The sequence below is a fragment of the Fodinibius salipaludis genome (genome assembly GCF_002287075.1).
GTDB classification, from domain to species: domain Bacteria; phylum Bacteroidota; class Rhodothermia; order Balneolales; family Balneolaceae; genus Fodinibius; species Fodinibius salipaludis.
The window spans coordinates 15106-33947 of record NZ_NSKE01000012.1 but is presented as its reverse complement, the minus strand read 5'-3'; the positions used below and the strand labels follow the sequence as shown (position 1 = coordinate 33947).

General features: G+C 39.3%; 15 protein-coding genes. 10 read left to right on the top strand and 5 right to left on the bottom strand.

Translation table 11 applies throughout. From position 1 onward, the window contains the following. Positions 1–2: 2 nt before the first annotated feature. Positions 3–746 (top strand): ribonuclease III, encoded by a 744-nt coding sequence (gene rnc / locus CK503_RS14335; RefSeq protein ID WP_095607520.1) that lies wholly within the window; start codon positions 3–5, stop codon positions 744–746. A gap of 348 nt (positions 747–1094) precedes the next feature. Then, entirely contained in the window at positions 1095–2132 is a 1038-nt protein-coding gene (locus CK503_RS14330; RefSeq protein WP_095607519.1) for a sigma-54 interaction domain-containing protein, read from the top strand. Positions 2133–2215: 83 nt separating this feature from the next. On the opposite strand, the gene CK503_RS14325 is transcribed toward CK503_RS14330, so the two are convergent. Next, entirely contained in the window at positions 2216–3046 is an 831-nt protein-coding gene (locus CK503_RS14325) for a sigma-54-dependent transcriptional regulator (RefSeq protein ID WP_095607518.1), read from the bottom strand. A 578-nt stretch (positions 3047–3624) separates the two neighbouring features. On the opposite strand from CK503_RS14325, the gene CK503_RS14320 reads away from it, so the two are divergent. Further along, positions 3625–4851 carry a glycosyltransferase family protein gene (locus tag CK503_RS14320; protein WP_095607517.1) on the top strand — a complete coding sequence of 409 codons (1227 nt, stop codon included), beginning with the start codon at positions 3625–3627 and terminating at the stop codon, positions 4849–4851. 215 nt (positions 4852–5066) lie between these two features. On the opposite strand, the gene dnaB is transcribed toward CK503_RS14320, so the two are convergent. The 3 genes from dnaB to mtaB all read right to left on the bottom strand — a co-directional run bounded on the left by dnaB (position 5067) and on the right by mtaB (position 8936). Next, positions 5067–6581, bottom strand: coding sequence for a replicative DNA helicase (dnaB, locus tag CK503_RS14315; RefSeq protein ID WP_095607516.1), 1515 nt, complete (start codon positions 6579–6581; stop codon positions 5067–5069). Positions 6582–6725: 144 nt separating this feature from the next. Next, positions 6726–7592 carry a uracil-DNA glycosylase gene (locus tag CK503_RS14310; protein WP_095607515.1) on the bottom strand — a complete coding sequence of 289 codons (867 nt, stop codon included), beginning with the start codon at positions 7590–7592 and terminating at the stop codon, positions 6726–6728. Between the two features lie 9 nt (positions 7593–7601). Continuing rightward, positions 7602–8936 (bottom strand): tRNA (N(6)-L-threonylcarbamoyladenosine(37)-C(2))-methylthiotransferase MtaB, encoded by a 1335-nt coding sequence (gene mtaB, locus CK503_RS14305; protein ID WP_095607514.1) that lies wholly within the window; start codon positions 8934–8936, stop codon positions 7602–7604. Between the two features lie 291 nt (positions 8937–9227). On the opposite strand from mtaB, the gene CK503_RS14300 reads away from it, so the two are divergent. The 4 genes from CK503_RS14300 to wecB are packed head-to-tail and all read left to right on the top strand — an operon-like array spanning position 9228 to position 13810. Then, positions 9228–10175, top strand: a complete 948-nt coding sequence (locus tag CK503_RS14300) for a GDP-L-fucose synthase family protein (protein ID WP_095607513.1) — start codon at positions 9228–9230, stop codon at positions 10173–10175. A 36-nt stretch (positions 10176–10211) separates the two neighbouring features. Next, positions 10212–11312 carry a GDP-mannose 4,6-dehydratase gene (gmd, locus tag CK503_RS14295; RefSeq protein WP_095607512.1) on the top strand — a complete coding sequence of 367 codons (1101 nt, stop codon included), beginning with the start codon at positions 10212–10214 and terminating at the stop codon, positions 11310–11312. After that, entirely contained in the window at positions 11275–12675 is a 1401-nt protein-coding gene (locus CK503_RS14290; RefSeq protein ID WP_095607511.1) for a nucleotide sugar dehydrogenase, read from the top strand. Before gmd ends, CK503_RS14290 begins: the two co-directional genes overlap by 38 nt. A 34-nt stretch (positions 12676–12709) precedes the next feature. Beyond that, on the top strand, positions 12710–13810 hold the full coding sequence (gene wecB, locus CK503_RS14285) for a non-hydrolyzing UDP-N-acetylglucosamine 2-epimerase (protein ID WP_217988423.1): 1101 nt from the start codon (positions 12710–12712) through the stop codon (positions 13808–13810). 91 nt (positions 13811–13901) lie between these two features. Here the strand turns inward: wecB and CK503_RS14280 are convergent, their stop codons facing one another. Beyond that, positions 13902–14999: a hypothetical protein gene (locus CK503_RS14280; protein ID WP_141239946.1), complete on the bottom strand. Its 1098-nt coding sequence runs from the start codon at positions 14997–14999 to the stop codon at positions 13902–13904. A 466-nt stretch (positions 15000–15465) separates the two neighbouring features. Here CK503_RS14280 and CK503_RS14275 point away from each other — a divergent pair, with 466 nt between their 5' ends. The 3 genes from CK503_RS14275 (at position 15466) to CK503_RS14265 (ending at position 18641) form a co-directional block, all read left to right on the top strand. Next, positions 15466–16545 (top strand): NAD-dependent epimerase/dehydratase family protein, encoded by a 1080-nt coding sequence (locus CK503_RS14275; RefSeq protein WP_095607606.1) that lies wholly within the window; start codon positions 15466–15468, stop codon positions 16543–16545. A 71-nt stretch (positions 16546–16616) separates the two neighbouring features. Beyond that, a complete protein-coding gene (locus CK503_RS14270; RefSeq protein ID WP_095607508.1) occupies positions 16617–17732 on the top strand; it encodes an ATP-grasp domain-containing protein in 1116 nt (371 codons plus the stop codon). Then, positions 17733–18641 carry an NAD-dependent epimerase/dehydratase family protein gene (locus CK503_RS14265; protein WP_095607507.1) on the top strand — a complete coding sequence of 303 codons (909 nt, stop codon included), beginning with the start codon at positions 17733–17735 and terminating at the stop codon, positions 18639–18641. The last annotated feature ends 201 nt before the right edge of the window (positions 18642–18842 follow it).

Here is an 18842-nt window from a genome sequence, read left to right as displayed (position 1 = left end):
TAATGTTTGACAAACTCAGGTCATATTTTCAAACAGATGAGGAATTACCGCCTGAGCAGGAAGAACGAATAAAAAAACTTGAAGGGATTATCGGCAATTCAATTGATAATCCTTTTATTTATATACGCGCTTTGCGTCATCGCTCCACATTAGCCGACGAAAAATATTCTTCCATTGATTCTTATGAGCGTCTCGAATTTTTGGGAGATGCTGTACTTGATCTGATTGTAACAGAAATTATTTTTGACCTTTTCCCCAACGAAAACGAGGGATTTCTAACCAAGCTACGTGCCAAACTTGTTAAAGGAGATACCCTTGCAATGTATGCCGAAAAGCTGAAGCTGAATAATCTTATGTTGTTAGGGAAAAGGGTACGTGGACAAGGGATTGAAGAATCCAAGAGTGTTTTATCTGATCTTTTTGAAGCACTTGTTGGTGCACTGTATCTTGATCTGGGATATGAACCGACCTCAAAATTTGTTCGAAAAGTTATTGAGCAATACGTTGATTTTGATCAAATCGTAAATACGCTTGATAATTACAAGAGCTTATTGCTGGAGTTTGCCCAAGCTGAGCAAATGAAAATTCCTACCTATACTGTTGTATCAGAGGAGGGGCCGGGCCATGACAAAACTTTTGGAGTGGAAGTTTATGTTGATGAGAAACCCATTGCCCAGGGCGAAGGTAAGAGTAAAAAAGAAGCTGAACAGGAGGCTGCTCGTAAGGCTTTGAAGATGCTCAAGTAATAAACAAGTTTTTTTGGTCAGAAGGAGTCATGCCCTGTGACAGATCCTATATGAATCTCAAAATATTTACTTTTAAATATTAGAAGTGAGAAACCTATTATTTGTTTATAAATTAATATGTATAAAGGATTTCCCCACATAAATATTAGGAGATTTTAACTGAATATGGAAACAAATAATAATAGATTTTTAATTACTAAAAATCAGAGAGACTAAAATGAGTAGTGTGAGAAAATTAAAAGTGCGGGTTGGCTACACTAATTAAAAGATAGAATTAGAATTAGGATAATAGAAAGTGAGTAAGATTTAAATTAAACAATATAATTAAGGAGAGGGGGGAGACAGATTATGGAGGAGAATTCGTTAAGTGATAATGATATTAATAAGAAAAAGGGATCCAAGAAGCCTGTTTTTATTACGCAAAATCCTACTATGAAAGATTTGCTGGGCAAGGTAAGGCAGGTAGCTAAAACGAAAGCAACCCTTTTAATATCCGGGGAAAATGGAACAGGGAAAGAAGTCTTAGCTCAATTAGTTCATTACCACAGCAATAGAAGCGAAAATGAGTTAGTAGCCATAAATTGTGGTGCTATTCCATCTGAGTTGGTTGAAAGTGAACTATTTGGCCATGAGAAGGGCGCATTTACAGGAGCACATGCCAGAAAAGAGGGATGCTTTGAGTTAGCTCACAAAAGTACTCTCTTTTTAGATGAAATTGGTGAGATGCCCAAATCCGTTCAGGTTAAGTTATTGCGTGCTGTGGAATTAGGATCATTTAGACGAGTTGGGGGCAAAGAAGAGGTTAATGTTGATATAAGCTTGATATCAGCAACAAATAAAGTTCTTTTTGACCAAGTCCAATCCGGAAGTTTTCGAGAAGATCTTTTTTACAGATTGAATGTTATTGAATTATATGTGCCACCACTCCGACATAGAAAGGAAGACATTCCGTTATTAGTAGACTTTTATAAAAGTCATTTTGTGGAAAACTACGGCATCGAAGAAATTGTATTCTCCGAGGAAATTATGGAGATGTTTTTATCGTACGATTGGCCTGGTAATGTTCGTGAACTAAAAAATATTGTTGAGCGTAGTGTGGTACTTGCTGATGGAGAGGAGGTTACTCCTGATGTTATTCCATCGCGAATTCATCGAGGAGAAAATATATATCCAGTATCCAAAGGCAGTGCTTACGACAAAATAATTCAAATTCCTATTGGGACAAGCTTAGAGGAAATCGAACGTAAAGTTATTGATCATACGCTTTATTCGGTGGATAATAATAAAACGGAAGCAGCTAAGATTTTGGGCTTCAGTAGAAAAACACTACACAATAAATTAACAAAGTATGAGGCTGAGAAAGAAGCGCAAGAAAGTACTTCTTAGCTGTATATTGTACAAACTCGCTTTTACTATATACAAAGAAATATTTTTGAATAGGAGTATTAAATAAAAGGGGAGTACTCTTATTATATCTTGTTGTTATTAAGTTTATATGGGAGGTCCCAGTTCATCGTAAATGGAAGGTGTTCCGATTTTATTGTCTCACCAAATGAAAGAATGGCTCCTTGCAATATTGCATTTTTAAGCTGACGAATATTGCCCGGCCAGCTATAATTGAAGCAATTATAAAGGGCTTGAGGCGATATATTTAAATTCTTATAGCCTTCATTTTGCTCCTTAAACTCTTCTATAAAATTATTTATTAGGATGGGAATATCCTCTTTGCGTTCGCGAAGGGGCGGCAGCATTATTACTACTGGATCTAACTTGACAAGTAGTTTTTCCCATATAGATGAATTAGTAAGATCTTGATATGATTCTTGGTTAAAAGAAAGAATTAATCGGGGGCTCGAAGTGTTATCTAAGCGGTATAGCTGGTTAATTCCTTTATCTATGGATGCAAGAATATTGAGCATATATTTTGGGGATAATTCTGAAAATTGATCTAAATACAGAATACCGCCTTGGGTCTGTTCTAAAGCCTTATATTTTAGCGTAAGTTGACGTTCTTCAAAGTTAAGATGTCCCCAAAAATTATCTTGATAATCATCTTCATTAACGTCTACACAATAGAATGAATAAAAAGGTTTAGTAGATCGCTTACTATTTTGATGAATAATTTTGGCAATGTTTTTTTTCCCAGAGCCAATTTCCCCAATGATCAGAATATTTGAGTCGAGCTTAGCCAGCTGCAAAACCTTGTGGTAAATATCTTGCATCAATAGACTTGTGAAAGATTTTTCTATGTCTTTGGGTAGGGCATTTTGGGTTTTGAGAGTATTTTTTGATACAATCATGATATATAGAAATATGTATGTGGATATATGATAACCCCGATCAAAATTGAATTTGACCAATTTTCAAAGCAAATAATCTCATGGTCAAACTTCCGGGTATTTCTAAGAGTCCTTCTCTTTCTATATGTCTTAGTTACAACAAATGTGCCAATCTTTATTTATTGTAGCATTCAGTATTTTGATCAACTAATGTAAAGTCAGGGAACTATTTGTTTCAACGAGAAAAGTATACTTGGGTATTAATTTCATAGAAGCTTTTCAAGTAAGTGTAATATTGAGTCATAATATTTTGATTTCCTGGGTTAGGATACCCCTCAATAAATAATCTATCTTCGGTTAGACGTTATTCCTAATAAAGTGATAACGCTGTATACTGTTCTACTTTAATAGCAGAGGCTACATGTAAGCATTTCTACAAAGGGATAATTAAGGTTTATTAATGGTCTTTCTTCTATCTTGGCGCGCTTGTTGCTTATATAACGGTAAAGAGTAGTATATATATTGGTTTAGGGATTCATGAGAAAAGGATACAGAGAAACAGTATTTATTATTTATTCAGATTTCAAGGAAGGTAAACGATGATTTTTATTGAGGGTCTTAATTATTTGTTAGTATGTGTGGCGGGGGGCGTTACCAGTTACTATTTGCTGATTAGTTTATTAGCCTTACTGAAAAATAAGAACATTGATTATGAAGCTTCTAAAATTCGAAAATTTGCAGTTCTTTTATTTGCTCAGGAAAAAGAGCAGGGATTATCTCGTATTCTATATAGCTTATCGGGGCTGATATATCCTAAAAACAAATATGATTTGATAGTCATTGCTGATAGTTATTCTAACAATATTGTTAAGATGGCAGAAAAAATGGGGGCAAAAATTATGGTACCTCCAACAGATACACGAGAGGAGGATGAAAATATGATTTTGCCTTGGGCATTTGATAGCATATTGCATGGAGATGAATCTTACGATGCAGTTGTTACTTTTAATTCTGATGGTTTGATATCGGGCAACTATCTGGAGGTAATGAATTATTATTTAGAACAGGGGAGTGAGGTGATACAGTGCAGCTATAATAATTTGGATAACCCTAAAACCTGGATTGATAAAATTTGTGAAATGGATTTTTTGCTCAATCGATTCGTATATCCAATAGGACGTAAAAATATTGGTTTGGGGTTAACTCTTGGAAATAATGGAATATGTTTTTCCACTGTTTTGTTACGTGAATTTCCTTGGAAGACAGAGAAGCAACCAAGCATTGTTGAATACGGTTTTGACTTACGGTTAAGGGGAGTAGAAATAGACTTTGCTCCAAATGCAGCTGTCTTTACATCCATATTACCTGTAAATAATGATAATAATAGTTATTTCAGCACTCCTAACGAGTCCCTAAGGAAGTATTTACCTCAGCTTTTGGGAAGGGCTGTAAAAACAAAATCGCATAAGTATGTCGATATATTAATTGAATTATTATTACCAAAAATTGCCAATATTATTTTCTTAATTGCAGCAATGGGGTTAATAAATAGTGCGTTGTGGGGATTAGGATGGATATCACTATCGCCACTACTGTATTGGTTAGTAATATTTGGTGTAGCAATAACAAGTATATCTATAGCCTTGACGGCTGCTGGCACTCAACAAAAGTTTCTAAAATCTGTTATGTATATACCGGTTACTATTTATTTAAAAGTGCAAGGTTTTATTCAGAAGTATCGCAGAGAGGACCAAGCAATTGTATCGCCACCTGATGAAAAAGATAAACGTTTTGTAGTTTCTGATGAGAATCATCCCGTGAAATAATTTTTTGGAAATCTGTTGATTGGAACAAACTTATCGAAAGGTGTCTTATAAAGGATTAGAGTGAGAGAATATGATCAAAAATTTATATACGCGGTATAGTTGATTAGACGATTGTGAGAAGAGGTTAATGATGCCAAAAAGGCTCCATCAAGAGAGAGGCATGAGCGCAGATAAATAAACGGATAGTGAAGGTAGTAAAATGTGCTAATTAGCTATCAAAATGGAGCGTCATCACCGCCGGGGCTATGTCCCGTTGGTGGTGGCCCCCCATTACTCGATTGATTACCGTTGTCGGAAGAATTGTTATTTGGCTCTCCATATGGACCCGCATCTGCAGTAGTAAGATTTTCGAATCGAGCATAATCTTCAACAAAATACAGTGGTATGCTGCCGGTGGGCCCGTTACGTTGTTTGCCGATAATAATCTCTGCCAGACCAGTGGTAGATTGGCCCTCTGGTGTAGTTTTAATACCATAATATTCGGGACGGTAAATGAAGCTCACAACATCCGCATCCTGTTCAATAGATCCCGATTCACGAAGATCACTAAGCTGTGGACGCTTATCACCACCGCGCTGCTCAACGGCACGACTAAGTTGCGACAGGGCCACAACTGGTACATCTAACTCTTTAGCCAAGGCTTTAAGCCCTCGTGATATAGACGCAATTTCCTGCTCCCTGGTACCGTGATCTCCACTGGCCGTCATCAGCTGTAGATAATCCACAATGATAAGCCCAATATCATGCTCGCTTTTGAGTCGACGTGCCTTGGTGCGAAGCTCCATGATGCTTAGGCCTGGAGTATCATCTACAAAAATATTGGCCGTAAAAAGTCTGCCGGCAGCATCAATAAGACGCTTAAAATCTTCATCCTCTAACTGTCCTGATCGAGCACTTTGAGCATTAATTCGACCTTCCATCGTCAGCAGACGTTGGACCAGCGACTGATTCGACATCTCCAGACTAAAAATTGCCACCTTGGTTCGCAGCTTCTCACTTTGATGTAACGCCGCATTACGTGCTGTTGTTAAAACATAGGCTGTTTTACCCATCGAGGGACGTGCAGCAATAATAATAAGATCACCGTTTTGCCAACCAGCCGTTAATTTATCTACATCAGTACCGGTGGGAACACCAGTAATACCAGAAGATTTACCACGGATATCTTCCAGATAAGAGAGGGTATCTTTTAAAACATCACCGATAGGTTGTGCTTGAGCTCGTTGCTTCGAATTAGCCAGATCAAAAATGCGTTGCTCGGCATAATCCAGTACATCTATCGTATCAGAAGAGCTATCGTATGCTTGCTTGATGATATCGGTACAGCCCAGTATCAAATTTCGTTTAGTTGCTTTTTCAGCAATAATTTGGGCATGATAATCAACGTTTGCCGCCGAGCTGACCGAGCGTGTAAGTTCAGACAAATAGCCCGGTCCGCCACAGGTATCAAGTAATTCTTTATCGCGCAGTTCGTTTTCTACGGTAAGCAGATCAAGCGGATTGTCGCGTTCATAAAGGTCGTGCAGTACTTCAAAAATATGCTGATGAGCAGGCTTGTAAAAATCATTCGGAGACAGCATCTGCAGCGCAATGGTTGCCGCTTCGTGTTCAATCAGCATGGACCCCAGCACTGCTTCTTCAACTTCTACTGCTTGAGGAGGAACGCGTCCTTCCTGATCCAGGATCTTTGAATCAGCATTATTATAATTTGAGCCTTTATTTGATGCCATCCGAGAACTGATCTGAAATTATAGCGAGTTCGTATGATTTGAAGGAAATGAACAAGAGTAAATGCTATTTGTTCACGCATTCACAAGTATAATAAAAGCGTCACTCTTACCGAAGTGAAAGACCCTATATTTTTTAAAAAATTTTCAGGGTTGACCGCCGAGTTCATCATATCGTTCACGGAGCAATTGAACATCTTTCCATGTGGGACGTTTCCATTTTGGGTGACGGAGCAGGGCCGCCGGATGATAGGTGGCAAGTAACTCGTATTTACCTCGAAAGTCGTGAAATTGGCCCCGCATTTTTGTTAAGGAAAGATTTTTATCAAGAAGTGTTTGGGCTGCCACTTTTCCAACAGCCAAGATCAGTTTTGGTTCTATTAAATCTATTTGTCGCAATAAAAAAGGCAGACTTCGTTCGCGCTCTTCCGGTTTGGGATTGCGATTGTTGGGGGGACGATGCTTTAGGATGTTGGCGATATATACATCTTCTCGTTTAAAGTTGATAGCATCCAAAATTTTATTCAGCAGTTGACCGGCTTTTCCCACAAACGGTTCTCCCTGTTTATCCTCTTCGGCTCCGGGTGCTTCACCAATAATCATTAAATCCGCATCGGGATTTCCCACGCCAAACACCAATTGTGTGCCCTCTAAATCAGTTCGGAGTACATCGGCTTTTTGACATAATGCGTTTAACTCATCAAGCGAATTACATTTATCAATGTGGTAATACACATCGTTGGATTCATCCTTATTAAATAACCCTTCTTGGGGCGTAAATCCTTCCTCTTGCTGATTATTTTTACTCGATGATGTTTCCTGCAAAGATGGTTCTGTTACGGTATTATTGCTGGAAGATCCGGCAGATGTGGATTGGGAAGCAGGAGATTCGTCTTGTGTAGATTCTTTACTTTTGGGATTCACTGAGAAATCCCCGTACAATTCACGTTCTTTCTCAATGAAATTGATTGCATCGTCAATAATGTCTTTGGGATATCGGTTGGAATCAGCCATAGCATTTACTTATCCGACAAGTTCAGCAATTACATTCTGTTCCTGTTTTGCTTCCTGCGTTAACTCTCCAATCAGGTAGCCCTCTTTTGCTCGTGCTCCCAGCCTAACCGGCAAAATTCTATTTTCGTATTGGGGATTATAAGGCACTCCAACACGGATATAATTATCTGTCCAACCCAGCATGGCTCCATTCTTATTCGCTCCTTCAAACAATACCGGACGTACTTCATCAGCAAAAGAGGTGTCAAAATTATACCGTTTTTTCTCGGAGAGTCGACGCATTTTATGGGTTCGCTCTTTACGCACGCTGTCTTGCACTTGAGGTTCGATATTTAACGCATGTGTGTTCGGACGTTCGGAGTAAGTGAACACATGCAGATAGGAGACAGGCAAGCTGTCGACAAAATCGTAAGACTCTTGAAAGAGCTCATCCGTTTCCCCGGGATGTCCTGTAATCACATCCACACCGATAGCCGCATCGGGCATAAGTTTCTTAATAAGCTCAACCCGTTGCCGGTACAGATCCGATTGATAACGTCGCCGCATGAGTCCCAACATTTTATCACTGCCACTTTGCAGGGGCATATGAAAGTGCGGCTGTATTTTATCGGATTCTGCCGTAAAGTGAATAATCTCTTCGTGCATCAGGTTTGGTTCCACCGATGAAAAACGGATGCGTTCAAGTCCGTCAATAGTATCCAGTTCCTGAAGAAGCGTAAAGAAATTTTCATCTGTACCGCGACCAAAATCGCCGGCATTTACTCCAGTTACTACCACTTCTTTAAAGCCTTCCTCAACTAATAACTTCGCGTTTTCAACAACGGTATTAATTTTCGGACTTCGACTTTTGCCACGCGCCATCGGGATGGTGCAGAACGAGCAGTTATAGCTACATCCGTCCTGAACTTTCAGAAAAGCCCGGGTGCGATCATCCGCAGAAAAAGCGTTATGGAAATCGACGGTCTCATTAACATCCGAATTATAGACAATGGGTTTGGATCGTTTTTCAAAATCGTCAAAAAGTTCGAGCAGCTTGAATTTGTTTTTGGCTCCGAGCACCGCATCCACACCGTCAATTTCTGCGATTTCCTCCGGTTCCAGCTGCGCATAGCATCCTATGACCGCAATGAAGGCCTCGGGATTTCTGCGTAGGGCGCGACGCACCGTTCGGCGACAGGTGCTGTTGGCACTTTGGGTCACCGAGCAGGTGTTTACAACATAGATATCTGCTTGGTTATCGAAATCTGTGATATCGTACCCCTCTTGCTCAAAATCACGCTGAATAGCCATCGTTTCAGAGTAGTTCAGCTTACAGCCGAGCGTTTTAAAAGCAACTGTTTTCATGTATTTGCGGATGAGTGGAGTTTTAGTTTGCTAATCAAACAAAAGAAAATACGAAATGACTGTAAAAATATCGACGCCGATACATACATATGTTATTGCTCCTTCCCGGCATGTAAAATTATTGCTCATTATCACCGCCTCCATATAATTATTACTCGTAATCACCTATCCTCTGAAGATTAGCAGGTAACAATTTTCGCATTAAATGATACAGAGTAGCTTGTTTAAAGATGGTACAGTTATTGTATCAAAGTTGTGTACGGAACGGTTATTTATATAGTAAAACAGAATATGAAAGAGACAAAAGTGTATATAGCAGGTCATCGAGGCATGGTTGGGGCAGCGGTGCTGGAGATTTTTAAAAGTAACGGCTATTCGAATATAGTTACTAAGTCGAGCAGTGAATTGGATCTGCGTAATCAGCAAGCTGTTAGAGATTTTATGAGTGAGGAGCAGCCAGATGTAATTGTTTTAGCTGCTGCCAGGGTTGGGGGAATTTTAGTAAATGACCAAAACCCGTATCCATTTTTGTATGATAATCTGCTTATCCAGAGCAATGTAATAAATGCGGCCCATGAAAATAATGTTGACCAGCTTATTTTTCTTGGCAGCTCGTGTATCTATCCCAAACATGCCAAGCAACCTATAAAAGAAGACTATTTATTAACGGGTTCTTTAGAACCCACCAACCAGTGGTATGCTGTTGCCAAAATTACGGGAATAAAACTGTGTGAAGCATTGAATCGTCAGTACGGTCGCAATTATGTATCTCTGATGCCGACAAACCTATATGGTCCCCGAGATAATTTTGATCTGAAGTCTTCTCATGTGGTACCCGCGATGATCAGGAAGTTCCATGAAGCAGCTGAAAATGGTCATACCCCGGTAAAGTTGTGGGGGACAGGGAAGCCCAAAAGGGAATTTCTTCATGTTCAGGATATGGCAGAAGCCATTTTGTTTGCGGTAGAGAATGAGATTAAGGGAGATATTTACAACGTGGGAACGGGTAAAGATATCTCAATCAAAGAATTGGCCTACCTAATACAAAAGATTATTGGTCATCGGGGAGAAATAATTTGGGATACCTCCAAGCCCGATGGGACTCCAAGAAAATTGCTGGATGTTTCAAAGTTGCATTCTCTGGGATGGAAGCATAGTAAAGAGTTGCAAGATGGGCTTATGGAAACCTATCGCTGGTTCCTGCAGAATATTAATCAGCTAAAGGAAATAAAGTTATAACATGAAATTAGTTTTAAATAAACAAGGAGGGATGCTTTGAAAGAGAACAAGAAAGTCGCATTAATTACGGGTATTACGGGACAGGATGGTTCATATCTGGCGGAATTTTTGCTGCAAAAGGGATATGAAGTTCACGGTATTAAAAGGCGATCAAGTTCATTTAATACCGGACGTATAGACCATATTTACCAAGATCCTCACGCCGATGAGTTACCGTTTCATTTGCACTATGGTGATCTGACAGATACTACAAATTTGATTCGCATTATTCAGGAAACCCAACCCGATGAGATTTATAATCTGGCTGCCCAAAGTCATGTGCAGGTTTCTTTTGAAGCTCCCGAATATACGGCCGACGTAGATGCTATGGGTGTGCTACGACTGTTGGAAGCAATCCGGATACTGGGTATGACAGACCAAACGAAATTTTACCAAGCTTCGACAAGCGAGCTCTATGGAAAGGTACAGGAAGTACCACAGCAAGAATCAACACCATTTTATCCGCGCTCACCATATGGTGTTGCCAAGCTTTATGCTTACTGGATTACGGTGAACTATCGTGAAGCATATGACATGTATGCGGTAAACGGTATTCTATTTAATCACGAATCACCGGTTCGCGGTGAAACGTTTGTAACTCGAAAAATTACCCGAGCTGCTGTTCGTATTGCTGCTGGCTTGCAGGAAAAGACCTACCTCGGTAATCTGGAAGCCAAACGGGACTGGGGACATGCCAAAGATTATATTGAAGGCATGTACCTGATGCTTCAGCAGGATGACCCCGAAGATCTGGTATTGGCCACAGGTGTTACGCATAGTGTAAGAGAGTTTTGTGAGCTGGCCTTCCATCATGCCGGTATTACGATCGAATGGATTGGTGAAGGAATTGACGAAAAAGGGATCAACACCGAAACGGGCGATGTGATTGTAGAAATCGATCCCCGCTATTTTCGTCCTACCGAAGTGGACCTGCTTATTGGGGATGCCACTAAAGCGCGACAAAAGTTAGGGTGGACGCCCAAATATACGTTTGAAGGACTTGTTGAAGAGATGGTTCGTGAAGACCAAGAAAAAATTAATCTGATAATAAATAATAAAGATGAAGACTATTCCAAACTTTCCAATTACATCCAATAACAAAGGAACTGCAAAATCCAAACCTGTTGTTGAATTACGAAACGATTTTATTAATCGGATTCAAAACAGAACGGCCAAGATAGGAATTATTGGTCTTGGCTATGTTGGACTGCCGCTAATGTGGACGTTCCATGAAAAGGCATTTCCGGTGGTAGGTTTTGATGTGGATCAGGACAAAATAGATAATATCGAGAGTGGTACACCTTATATAAAGCATCTTGGGTATGATATGATGGAAAAGCTGGCGGAATCTGATCGATGTTCAGCGACGATCAGTTTTTCCAAACTCCGGGAAATGGATGCGATTATCATGTGTGTGCCTACGCCGCTGAACCCCTATCGCGAGCCGGATATGCAGTATGTTGAGCAAACTACTCAAGCGATTGCCAAACATATTCAGAAAGGGCAGTTGATAATATTGGAATCCACCTCATATCCCGGAACAACAGATGAGCTTATTATTCCGACTTTAGAAAAGGCTTCGGGGATGAAGTCAGGGAAGGATTTCTTTGTAGCGTATAGCCCGGAGCGCGAAGATCCCGGAAATCCGAATTTTAATACGGCAAAAATTCCAAAGGTAGTTGGAGCTGATGGGGCCGACGCTCTTGCGGTAGCCTGTTCACTATACGATGCAATAGTTGTAGAGACCGTAGCCGTTTCTAACAACAAAACAGCCGAAGCGGTGAAGCTTACCGAAAATATTTTTCGTTCTGTAAATATTGCCTTGGTAAATGAACTCAAAGTTGTCTTCCAAGAGATGGGAATTGATATCCACGAAGTGTTGGATGCCGCTGCAACGAAACCTTTTGGATTTATGAAGTTTACACCCGGTCCCGGTTTGGGCGGACACTGTATTCCTATTGATCCTTTTTATTTGACATGGAAAGCTCGGGAATATGAGCAAAACACACGCTTTATCGAGCTGGCCGGTGAAATTAATACAAGTATGCCTGATTATGTAATTGAACGAACCATTAAAGCACTTAATGCACATTACAAACCTGTTAATGGAAGTGATGTACTGATTGTCGGTCTTGCCTATAAGCCGGATGTCGATGATCTGAGAGAATCGCCTACCTTTAAGCTAATGGATTTGCTAAAAGAATATGGGGCAAATGTCTCTTATTATGATCACTATATTCCTGAAATCTGGGAAACGAGAGAACATAAAGAATGGACCGGATTAAAGACGGTGGCATGGGATGAAGAAACGATTTCCAGTTTTGATGCGGTGATCATTTCAACCAACCATTCTGATATTAATTACCAAGAGCTGGCTGATTGGAATGATGTGATCATTGATACTCGCAATGCCATGAAAGACGTGAATCCGCGTACCAGTAATCAAATATGGAAAGCGTAGTACTGTTGAGTATAGAGATTAACCAATTTATTATATGATGAAGAACCTATTGATTATAGTGGGGACGCGGCCAAATTTTATTAAGGTTACGCAGTTTAAAAAAGTAGCAGAGCAGGATTTTCCGGGAGAGTTTAATATCAAGATTGTACATACCGGGCAACATTATGACAATAAGATGGCCAATGTTTTCTTTAAGCAGTTTGAATTAACACCGGACTATTTTTTAGAGATTCCACCATCGTCGCCGAACAACCAGATGGCAGAAGTTATGAAGCGTTTGGAACCGGTAGTGAAAGAGGTAAAACCTGATATTATTCTTGTAACGGGAGATGTGAATTCAACTTTTGCAGCATCGCTCACAGCCAATAAAATGGACATTCCGCTGGCCCATGTAGAAAGCGGATTACGTAGCGGAGATCGAACTATGCCGGAAGAGATTAACCGTATTTTGACCGATGAGATTTCAGATTATTTATTCATCACCGAAGAAAGTGGAATGCGCAATCTCAATGGTAATGGCAAGACAGAAGAACAGCTATTCTTTGTTGGCAATACCATGATTGATACTATGGTAGCTTTTGAGGATGAAATAGAACAATCGCCTATTCTGGAGAAACTGGGACTGGAAAAAGGCTCGTTCGTTCTTATGACTATGCACCGACCGGCAACGGTGGATTATAAGGATGAGTTGTTTAAGTTAATTCACTTAATTGAAGAAATTACCGAGACCCAAAAGCTTGTTTTTCCTATTCATCCCCGAACCGTCAATAAACTAAAAGAGTTTGAACTGTATGATCGATTAGCTCAAAATAAGAATGTGATATTGACTGAACCGATGGATTATTTTGCTTTCCAAAAGCTTATCGCCAGTTGTGAGTTTATTCTTACCGACAGTGGCGGTATCCAGGAAGAATCAACATTTCGAAGAGTTCCGTGTTTAACGCTGCGACCGAATACCGAGCGCCCATCTACTATAGAGGTTGGAACCAACACACTGGTACCTTTTGATTTGGATGAAATAAAGCGAGTTATAGGTTCCATAAGAGAGGGACAATATAAGAAAGGATCTATACCAGATAAGTGGGATGGGAAGGCAACATACCGGATACTTAAGACCATTCAGGAGCAGCTTTAATACTTGTAACTATTCACTCCGGGAGGCAAAGAAAAAAGGGAGTCCAATATTGGGCTCCCTTTTTATTTGAAGATAATGGCGTTAATAAACTTTACTGACCAAATCCATTTATCACAGAATGGGCTATAAAATAAATATCTCCTGATAGTCCGCTGACTTCATAAGTATACTCGGTAATATTATCATGTGAATTTTGGTTGCCATATTGACCAGGTGCAACCGTGTATTTGTTATTATTCATTTGTGGGTAAGGAGCTGATCCTACGAAAAGGTGTGTTTCCAATAAGGTATAGAGCTCATTCGTGAAAAATGATTCTTCTGTTATGCGATATGTTACCGTCAACGTGCCATTGGCATAGTTAGCGGTTAATTGGCCAACCAGGGTACCTTTGCTTAAATCACATTGGCCAGCACCTGCATATATATCATACGTCTGTTCTCCGCTACCTTCAGATATTGGACCGTTGGTCCATCCCCATCTGTTGAATGAGACGTTCGCAATGATCTCTTCATCAAAACAGGTGGAGTAGTCAGCATCAACGCTGGGGTCACCATTTTGAGCAACCGTTTTTACAGCAAAGGCTGTTTCGTCACCCATCATAATGGTTTGTCCGTCATTTTGAATCAGCGTTACACCCTGTTGATTTGCTAAGGTCTTAAACTGAGAGTCAGCCTTACGACTATGAATATCAGCTACGATATCTTTAACCTTTTGCACATCAAAATGAGCTTCGCCGTTACTATAGATACTTGAAGGCATATGCCCGTATTCATTTATTTTATCTATATCAAATGATGGATTATCAATAAGTGACCAGATGATCACCTGAATTTCCCGGTATGTCAACGAGGGATCATCCATCCTCAGCTGGTCTTTGATGCTCATGAAATAATTAAGCGTTTCCCATGCCGGGTGGCCTTTGGTGGAGTACAATTTGACTCCCTTTTGTTCTCCCTTAACATAGTCGTCATTATATTCAACGCACCATCCCTCTCTGACAGATCCATCTTCGAGTGTGACTTCAAAAAAGCTGCTTGGATTGACCTCGGCCTCCAGACTCATTGTAGTTTTCTGTGCTCCCTGAATAGGTGTTACCGTTTTAATGTGTTTAAAACTTTCGCTCAAATTAACTTGTGAGCTCTGTTCACAGGAAGATAGACTTAAAGCAATTCCTGCTAATAATATCATTGATAAACATTTACTGATCATTTTCATTTGTACTCCCTTTATATAGTTAAAGTAATTGTTAGTTATTGGCGATTTGAACCACATTATATATAACCGTAGAAAAACCACGTGTTATTATACCTATCACAATATTTGTACCACATTGAATTTACAGGGTTACTTAAATCAATTAACCATTTATGGATAAAAAGCTATTAACTGATTGCGATCCATAGAGTAATATTTACAAGGCTGGTTGGGTAATTTTGCAACTTGAATATTGTTTTCATTAGCAAGTAATAATTCACCTTAACTATTAATGCCGTTAACGGGATTATATGCGGATGATTATAGTTGGCACATTTATTGAATATCTACTGATAAACGTAGGTCTCGAAAATGAGAGGGGCTATAACTATCAATAAAAGTGCTGTCTCATATTTCACGGATATTAAGATGGTGCTGCTAACTATAAATGGGAATGATTATGAAAGTATTAGTAACAGGTACAGATGGATACATCGGGTCAGTTTTGGGACCATATTTAATACAAAAAGGTCATAGCGTAACAGGTCTTGATACGGGATTTTACAGGGCCGGATGGCTTTTTAATAATGGAGAAAAGGTATACCCATCTTATATCAATAAAGATTTAAGAGAGATCGAAGTTGAAGATCTGGAAGGTTTTGATGCTGTTGTACACCTCGCTGAGCTCTCAAACGATCCCCTTGGAAAATTGAATCCGGATATCACCTATAAAATAAATCACAAGGGAAGTGTGCGGATTGCAAAATTGTGCAAACAGGCGGGTATTGAACGTTTTGTTTATGCTTCTTCCTGTAGTGTTTATGGTGCGGGAAATAGTGATTACAAAACAGAAGAATCAGAGGTTAATCCCCAGACCGCTTATGCCGAATGTAAAACCAGGGTTGAGCGGGATGTTTCGAAATTAGCTGATGATACGTTTTCACCGACCTTCTTGAGAAATGCTACTGCTTATGGTGCTTCACCCAGAATGCGTTTTGATATCGTACTGAATAACCTTTCGGGACTCGCATGGACCACAGGAGTTATTGAGATGATTAGTGACGGGATGCCGTGGAGACCGCTTGTTCATATCAGAGATATAAGTAAAGCATTTTGGTGTGCACTCGAGGCCCCGAGAGAGATTATTCATAACCAAGTGTTTAATGTGGGGGATACTGAGGAAAATTTTAGAGTCAGAGAGATTGCTGAAATCGTTGGTGCAGCTTTTCCAGGGTGTAAAACGACCTTTGGCGACAGTGGCGGAGATAACCGAAGCTATCGCGTTTCATTCGATAAAATAAATTCACAGCTGCCCGGCTTTTCGTGTGAATACAATGCAGAAAAAGGGGCGCAAGAACTTTATAAGGTCTTTAATCAAATTGACCTGGATGAGGAAACCTTTAATGCAAAGCCGTATACGCGTCTTAAGCAGCTGAAATTTTTACTTAGCACCGGTCAGCTAAATGATGACTTGTATTGGATAAAGGATGGAATTCCAGCGAATAAGACTAAATATACAGAATCTGCTCTGGCGAAATAGCTTTATAAATAGAGAGTTGCGGTCATGAGTATCCCAATTCTTTCTACCATTGATAATAAAAATCTAAAGAGATGAAGTTTTTAGTTTTAGGAATTGGGAATGCTCAGGCAGATCTGATAAGAATGCTATCCGGTGACCATGTAATTCATGCTGTGAGTTACTCATCTGAGGGAGCAGGTAAAGAGTTCGTTGATACTTTTGAGCAGATAGATATAAAAGATGAACAGTCGGTTTTTAAGTATGCGAAGTTAGAGGGTATTGATATTATTTATTCTGTTGGGTCCGATTTGGGAATGGTGACTGCTGCCATTGTGAGTAATAAATTAAAATTGCCTTCATTCATTACACCTGAAATTGCCAGAGTTTGTCATAATAAAGATCTGCTTAGAGCTCGATTAAGTACATTAGATTGGAATGTGAAATATAGGGTTTTGGAAGGGACGTCTGATATGACTGAATTCTCATATCCGTTTATTTTGAAGCCGGTAGACAGTCAGGGACAAAGAGGAGTATTTTTAATTAAAAATAGAAGAGATTTTGTTGAGAAATTTTCGACTTCCCTGAGATATTCGAAGAGTAAACGTTTAATTGTTGAAGAATATATAGAAGGTCCTGAGATTTCTATTAATGCCTATATAGTAGATGGAGAGATCTGTTTTTCCTTTATCAGTGATCGCATTGTTTGGTCTGAATTTTCAGGGGGAATCATTAATAAGCATCGTTTCCCATCTCAATTTATGACTGAAGAAAGTAAGAGTCGAATTCATCAATTGATGGTGGAGGTTACTGATCGCATCGGCATTAAAAATGGACCGGTTTATTTTCAAATCAAATTGAAGGGAAATAAAGAACCTAAGCTAATAGAAGTGACGCCAAGGCTGGACGGTTGCCACATGTGGAGACTCATCAAACATGCCACAGGAGTTGACTTGTTGGCAACAACTATCAAACACTTAATGGGCGGAACCGGAAATAGGATAGTATTCAATAATATAAACGGGACTTCTAATGGAAGTGAAACCTGGGTGTTGGAATTTATGTGTGAAAAGCCCGAAAAAGAGGTGAATATTGATAATTATGATACGAGTAATTCACTTTATCACGATTGGTATTATAAGAATGGTGAGGTCGTAAATTCGATGAATACATTCATGGAAAAATGCGGGTATCAAATTTATAAAACATAAATGATGAAAATAGCAATTACCGGAGGTAGAGGTCTGATTGGCCGAGAACTTCTGAAAATATTGCCTGGAAATTATGAAGCTGTTGTACTATCGAGAAAACACCTAAAAATTGAACCGGAATATTTAGACCTAAATGTTACACAGCTGCAAACAGATTATAAGGTAGATTCACTTTGTAATATTTTTAATGATTCTGATGCCGTTATTCATTTAGCAGCTCAACGTCTGCAAAAAAAGAATTCCGATAACTCATTCAAGAATGTGTTAGTTGATTATAACATTTTTCGAGCCTGTGAGATCTTGAGTATTACCAATATTGTATTTGCCTCATCCTGTGGTGTATATGGCAGAAATCCTGATATCCCGTGGTCTGAAGACTGTCATCCTACTCCTGAGAATCCTTATTCATTGGGTAAGTTGATTTCCGAACAAACGGCAGATTATTTTAATAAAAAAGGATTGTCTATAAAATGTCTTCGATTGGCACATGTCTTAAGCATAGACGCCAGAAAAGAATATATGTTGGGGAGATTTTTAGGAAATGCGTTAAAGGGAGAATTAATTGAACTTTATGCAACGGAAGGCCAGAAGCGAGAATATATTTATGTAAAGGATGTAGTGAATGGAATTTTAGCCGCCTTAGGCAAACCTGAAGTAAAAGGTGTTTTTAACTTCGGTTCCGGAGAGGTGGTTAGCATTCCTCAATTGGCTGTATTAATTAATAGTATATTTGAAAATAGCGGGCAGATCATCAAGCGTGAGCCGGATACGCCACGAGAAGAATTTTCATTGATGGACAGTGAGTTATTTTATTCAACTTTTGATTTTCAGCCTGCTTGGACTATTCCAAATGCACTTGTTGATATCTATAATTCAGAAAGTTCAAAAACGAAAAGTCCGGCTCAATAAATATCGCCTCAATGAGAATCTTTCTTTACACAATAAAATGATCAATCCGAGTTAGGTTTTTACTATTCACTCTTCATTTACAGTTTAGATCTTACAAGAAAAAAGAGAGAAAATAGGAGACGAGTAATTTCTCTCTTATCAGCAGTAAAAATTACTCAAATATTTTAGTCGCTCCCATTTCTTTTATCCGACCTTAAATTT